At 43.9% G+C, this 5992-nt stretch carries 5 protein-coding genes and 3 tRNA genes; 7 read left to right on the forward strand and 1 reads right to left on the reverse strand.

What is annotated here, in order from left to right:
* Position 1 precedes the first annotated feature (1 nt).
* From L976_RS01150 to L976_RS01165, 4 genes are all read left to right on the forward strand, one after another.
* A tRNA-Gly gene (locus tag L976_RS01150) sits at positions 2-77 on the forward strand.
* Positions 78-100: 23 nt separating this feature from the next.
* Positions 101-174: transfer RNA gene (locus L976_RS01155), tRNA-Cys, on the forward strand.
* 49 nt (positions 175-223) lie between these two features.
* Positions 224-310: transfer RNA gene (locus L976_RS01160), tRNA-Leu, on the forward strand.
* 295 nt (positions 311-605) lie between these two features.
* Positions 606-1799, forward strand: a complete 1194-nt coding sequence (locus L976_RS01165) for an amino acid aminotransferase (RefSeq protein WP_037418524.1) — start codon at positions 606-608, stop codon at positions 1797-1799.
* Between the two features lie 98 nt (positions 1800-1897).
* On the opposite strand, the gene L976_RS01170 is transcribed toward L976_RS01165, so the two are convergent.
* The gene (locus tag L976_RS01170; RefSeq protein ID WP_037418527.1) at positions 1898-2818 is read right to left on the reverse strand and encodes a YvcK family protein; all 921 of its coding nucleotides are present in this window, start codon (positions 2816-2818) and stop codon (positions 1898-1900) included.
* A gap of 290 nt (positions 2819-3108) precedes the next feature.
* On the opposite strand from L976_RS01170, the gene L976_RS01175 reads away from it, so the two are divergent.
* From L976_RS01175 to L976_RS01185, 3 genes are all read left to right on the forward strand, one after another.
* Positions 3109-3921: a glucosaminidase domain-containing protein gene (locus L976_RS01175; RefSeq protein ID WP_047533356.1), complete on the forward strand. Its 813-nt coding sequence runs from the start codon at positions 3109-3111 to the stop codon at positions 3919-3921.
* On the forward strand, positions 3914-4537 hold the full coding sequence (locus tag L976_RS01180) for a DUF2987 domain-containing protein (RefSeq protein WP_047533359.1): 624 nt from the start codon (positions 3914-3916) through the stop codon (positions 4535-4537). Before L976_RS01175 ends, L976_RS01180 begins: the two co-directional genes overlap by 8 nt.
* Positions 4538-4655: 118 nt before the next feature.
* Positions 4656-5978 carry an IS4 family transposase gene (locus L976_RS01185; RefSeq protein WP_047533362.1) on the forward strand — a complete coding sequence of 441 codons (1323 nt, stop codon included), beginning with the start codon at positions 4656-4658 and terminating at the stop codon, positions 5976-5978.
* Positions 5979-5992: the final 14 nt, after the last annotated feature.

The raw sequence follows: 5992 nt of genomic DNA on the forward strand, positions 1-5992 counted from the left end.
TGCGACATTAGCTCAGTTGGTAGAGCGATACCTTGCCAAGGTATAGGTCATCGGTTCGAACCCGATATGTCGCTCCAACTCTTTACGAGTTTGGAAATTTGGCGCGATGGCAGAATGGCTATGCTGCGGATTGCAAATCCGTCGATCTCGGTTCGACTCCGGGTCGCGCCTCCATAGATTAAAGTATTAATGATACGATTACTGTCGTTAATATAAAGAGTTTGCCCGAGTGGTGGAATCGGTAGACACAAGGGATTTAAAATCCCTCGCTGGTAACAGCGTGCCAGTTCAAGTCTGGCCTCGGGTACCATAACATAAAAAAGGCCTAACATTTGTTAGGCTTTTTTTATTGGCAATAATTTCAAGTTCATAACTTTAAAGCCACTCTTGAAGCGATAGTGATCTGCCTCTAAAAAATCATATTTTTCAAAAAATTCAGCTTTCACATAAATGATCTCTCATTTAGTTGTTATTTATTTTAATCAATCCATAATAGCCAAACTATTTCCTTAAGAAGCGGTAATAGGCGCTATTCCCTCTCTTAAGACAGTGGTATAAATAAGCCGAATTTTCCCCCTACACGTGAACATTTAGGATAAGTAGTCATGATTTTCTCTCAGGTAGTACTCGCACCCGCCGATCCCATCCTTGGTTTAACCGATACATTTAAGGCCGATCCGCGCCAAGATAAAGTCAACCTTGGTGTTGGCATTTATAAGGATGAAGCAGGGCAGACTCCAGTATTACAATCAGTTAAGAAAGCTGAAGCCCTATTGCTTGAGCAAGAGAAAACTAAAAACTATTTAGGGATAGAAGGGGTTCAAACCTATAATCGCGTAGTACAAGAGCTGCTATTTGGTGAAGGTAGTGATCTCGTGACTTCTGGCCGAGCAGCAACTGCTCAAGCGCCTGGTGGTACAGGTGCACTGCGTATTGCTGCCGAGTTCTTATTGCGTAATACGCCATCGCGCACTGTGTGGGTAAGTAATCCAACTTGGGCAAACCATCAAAATATTTTTGAAACTGCGGGTTTGACGGTTAAAGAATACGGTTACTACAACGCCAGTGCCCACGATATTGATTTTGATGGCATGATGACAGATCTCGCCAATGCACAGGCGGGCGACATTATTCTACTGCACGGTTGCTGTCATAACCCAACGGGTATTGATTTAACGTTAACCCAATGGGAATTAGTCGCTAATCTTTGTGCGGACAAGCAATTAGTTCCATTATTCGACTTTGCATACCAAGGTTTTGGTGCTGGTATTGAAGAAGATGCTGCTGGTTTACGCTTAGTTGCGTCAAAAGTACCAGAACTATTAGTGGCAAACTCATTTTCTAAAAACTTTGGTTTGTATAATGAACGTATCGGCGCGGTGACTGTGGTTGCACAAAATGCCGATGAAGCGGTGCGTGCATTTAGCCAAGTGAAACGTACTATTCGTGCAAATTACTCAAATCCACCAGCCCATGGCGCGTTAATTGTGAGTACGATTCTGAGTGATGCATCATTGAAAGCCCTTTGGGTACAAGAGCTGACCGAAATGCGTGAACGTATTGCCGAGATGCGTACGCTATTTGTACAAAGCTTAAAAGATGAAGGTGTGACACAGGACTTTAGCTTTATTTCCCGTCAAAACGGTATGTTTAGCTTCTCCGGCTTAAATAAAGCACAGGTTGCCCGTTTGAAAGACGAGTTCGGCATTTATATCGTCGGCTCGGGTCGCATTAGTGTGGCGGGTATGACCAAAACTAATATGCCTGTGATCTGTAAGGCGATTGCTCAAATCCTCTAACTTAAAAGAGGCTTACGAAAAAGGACAGCTTAGGCTGTCCTTTTACTTTTATGCGGTCGATAAACTTAAGTTTTATGGTTTATCAGTATAGAGAACAATTACGAAGCTAATGTTTCTAAAGGTAATTCTGACTTTATCCGCAGTATGGCGTTAAGCGCATCACGCAGACTCGCCTGATCATGCAATTGCGGATTATGACGATTTTTTAAGGGAAAATAATTAACTAGGGTGCCTAAACGCACTTGTTCCGAATGTCGCAGCACTTTAGTGATCACGGGTTTACCAATTACTTGATGGCACCAGGCTATGCGCTGCTCAATACTAAACTGGCCTGCTGGCGAAGTTTCTTCATTCAGATTATCGATAAAGACTACGGGTGCCGTTGTCATTGCTAATGCTTTAGCAAAGCAGGGTAATAAGAGAGGTGGCATCACACTTGTAAGAAAACTGCCAGGTCCCAAGATAATCAGATCCGCGCGGCAAATGGCTTCACAGGCTTCGGCTGTCGCATCAACTTGTGGCTCAAGGCATAGTGCAATGGGAGCTTCATTCATCTTGTCGACATTCACTTCACCAAACACTTTTGAGCCGGACGCTCGTAATGCCACCAAATGGGTTGGTTGCTCCGACATTGGAATGATATTGGTCTCAATTTTAAGCATATGCCGAATAAGATTGACGGCTTCGAGGGGCCTAACGCACAACTTATCTAAGGCGAGCAACATCAAATTACCTAGATTATGACCACTGAGTTCAGTTTCGCCTTGAAAGCGATACTCAAATAATTGTGAGCCGACAGAAGGACGATGAGCAAGTTGGGACAAACAATTGCGCAAATCACCCCAAGCAATGCAGTCCTGCTCGGCTCTTAATCGACCTGTAGAACCACCATTATCTGTCGTAGCAACAATACCTGTGAGACGATTGCCTAGAAAATCGAGTGATGAAAGTACACGTCCAAGACCGTGGCCGCCACCGATAGCCACTACATGATTGAATTGGTTTAAGATTTGCTGCATGAGGCTTCCTTCCTGAATACCCGTAAAATCCTATCCTGTTATCAACTCGGATAAACTCAGTTTGTTACTGCCGAGGCTAACGGAACCTTAGTATAAAAGCTCAGTCAAAAGCATGCACTAAAAATTCTCACGCATTCTAATACTTAAGCGCCGGATCGCATTTTAGATATGTGTGAATGCAGGATTGGGAAGAATTGTTGTTTTTGCATCCAAATTTCGTGAATTTCAAGATATGACATATAATCTGGCGCTTATTTTGCCACTAGTAACTCAACATCGAAGGTGACTTATTGAAAACTGGTAGAATTGGTTCGTTTACACTCGCGTTAGCCCTAGTGATCTCGGCGATTTTTTCGTTGAGATTGTGGCTCATTCCTACAACGAATGAGCCTGAATCTATTGTTAACCAATTGGAAAACGCCGTTGAGCCTGTTACGCAAGTTCCTGACTTTTCTGCTATCAGTGATGTAGCAGAAAAAAAACGTGCCTTTTTTAACTTTTTGAGGCCGATTGTTCAACAACAAAACGCCATTATTGCCACTGAACGTGAATTTATCATTGATATGTTGGCAGTAATAGATAATGGCAATACGTTGTCCGAATCACAGTTAGCGCAGCTCAATCAATTATTTGATAAATATCAATATGCTGCCCGCAGTGTCGATACTAAATCCCTTAACAGCCTACTCAAACGGGTTGATATTATTCCTGAATCGATGGTGCTGATCCAAGCGGCTAATGAATCTGGGTGGGGCAGTTCTCGTTTTGCTCGTGAAGGTTTTAATTTCTTTGGTGAATGGTGTTTTAGTCATGGCTGCGGCATTGTGCCTTCTTCGCGAGGCTCAGGTAAAATACACGAAGTAGAAATATTTCCATCGGTAGACGCTTCAGTTTCCTCCTATATGCGTAATTTAAACTCGAACACAGCATATGCCTTGTTTCGCTCAATTCGAGCCGATTTACGTGCTCAGGAGGCTGAATTGAGTGCCGACCAACTTATCTATGGATTAGTGAATTATTCTGAAAGGCAAGAAGCTTATATCGATGAGTTACTCGATATGTTACGTCATAATGAAAAATATTTGGTGAAGGCGGATGTATAAAAAATGGTTGTTAGTGGGAGTTTGCTTGTGTGCATCAAATGTGCAGGCAGAAACAATTTCCCTTGAATATAAAGGGTTTTATGACAGATTAAAGCAAGTCAATAAGGGTAGTTATCAGTTAGTTGAAGTGGCCTTTAGTGTACCAATGCTGCCTAACTGCCATATTCAGAGTGGTACCATTTCGAGTGAATTAAATTCAACGCCACTCACTTATACATCTGCGCAACGTTTGTTTATTCCCTTTGATGATGCACTGAAAGATCAGCGGGCATTAGTAAATCTAGAGTTTGAGGGTAAGGCTGAAGGCTGTGGAATTGCGATGCAAGTGCGCTCGAAGCAAACACAAGTTCAATATGATCAAGAACGCTTACAGCAAATTGCTAGTGAAATGGATGACTTACTAGGGGCTATGCAGGGCTTCCCGATGCGTTACTTTAAGGATCCTATTGCAGGATTAAATTTTGAATTTGCTCAAGATCAAACTGTTACTGTGACGCTTGATGGGCGTGAACAACAGGTGAATACCAGCTTTAAGCTGAGCGTTGAGCAGATCAATAGTTTGACATCATTGCAATTTAGCCATGTGCCGACCGTATTAAGTCCTTGGGTTAAGTAACAATAGATTAGCTATAAAAAAGCCCACGTCAGTGTAATGCCGATCAGTTAAGACAGATCGCTTGACGATCTCGCTGAAAAGATCAAAATCCGATGACCTCATGTCATCGGATTTTTTTATGCAACTCTCAGAAGCACTCGCCCGTACTCATATTACCCGCCTAACCGAATTCACCTGCTTAGCTGATGTGTTAGAACCTGAGTTAATTCAATCTTGCCTAGACTCTCAGGGCGTTGCGACGTTAAGACGGCGTAAATTGCCGATGGACGCGATGATTTGGGCCGTTATCGGAATGGCTTTGTTCCGAGGGGAGTCTGTTCGGTCACTCATCAACAAACTCGACATTGTTTTGCCGCAAGAGATTGATTATGTTGCACGCAGCGCCGTGACTCAGGCGCGTAAACGATTGGGCAGTGAGGTTATTAGAGAAGTATTTAGCCGCAGCGCCAATACCTGGCACGCGAGAGCTGAACATCCTCATTGGTGCGGTCTTAACTTGTATGGTGTTGACGGTGTCGTGTGGCGGACACCCGATAGTGTCCAAAATCAAGCCGCCTTTGGACGAACCGCCAACGCTTCAGGCGAAGCGGCTTATCCGCAAATTCGCATGGTTTGCTTGATGGAATTAAGCAGCCATTTGTTGGTCAACAGCGCCTTTGATTCGGTTGCCGAAAATGAAATGAACTTAGCGTCCCTGCTCATTCCTAGCATTCCCAATCACAGCCTAACCCTATTTGACCGAGGATTTTACTCGCTCGGCCTGCTGCACGCTTGGCAGCAAGCGCAACCTGATAGCCACTGGTTGTTGCCATTGAAGAAAGGCACTCAATATGAGGTGGTGCGAACGCTAGGAAAGCATGACCAGAGCGTGAAACTCACCACGACACCTCAAGCCAGAAAGAAATGGCCGCAGCTCCCTGAAACTCTTGAAGCGCGTTTATTGACTAAGACAGTGAAAGGTAAGTCAGTCGCCATTTTGACCTCGTTGACAGACCCGATGCGTTACCCCAGCGAAGACATCGTCGACTTATATGCCCATCGATGGGAAATCGAACTGGGCTACAGAGAGATGAAACAACATCTACTGGATAGTCGTTTTACGCTCCGCAGTCAACTACCGGAGCTGGTGACTCAAGAGTTATGGGGCGTGCTACTGGCCTATAATCTCATTAGATATAAGATGTTGCTGATGGCTAAAAGCTTGCCATCGGTCCATCCCAATCAACTGAGTTTTCGGGATGCGGCGAGTTATATCATCTTCAAGTTGACACAACTGTCATCACAAACACCGGGGAATGTCCCGAGAGACGTATTGGATATAGAACGAAATGCACGGCAATTTAAGCTGGATGGTAAACGGGAAAGGGCATATCCACGAGTCCTTAAAATGAGCAAAAACAAGTTTCCGGTTAGACCAAAGAAAAATGCCGTTCACTCTTAAGTGAACGGCATTAA

The organism is Shewanella sp. ZOR0012, from assembly GCF_000798835.1.
GTDB classification, from domain to species: Bacteria; Pseudomonadota; Gammaproteobacteria; order Enterobacterales; family Shewanellaceae; genus Shewanella; species Shewanella xiamenensis.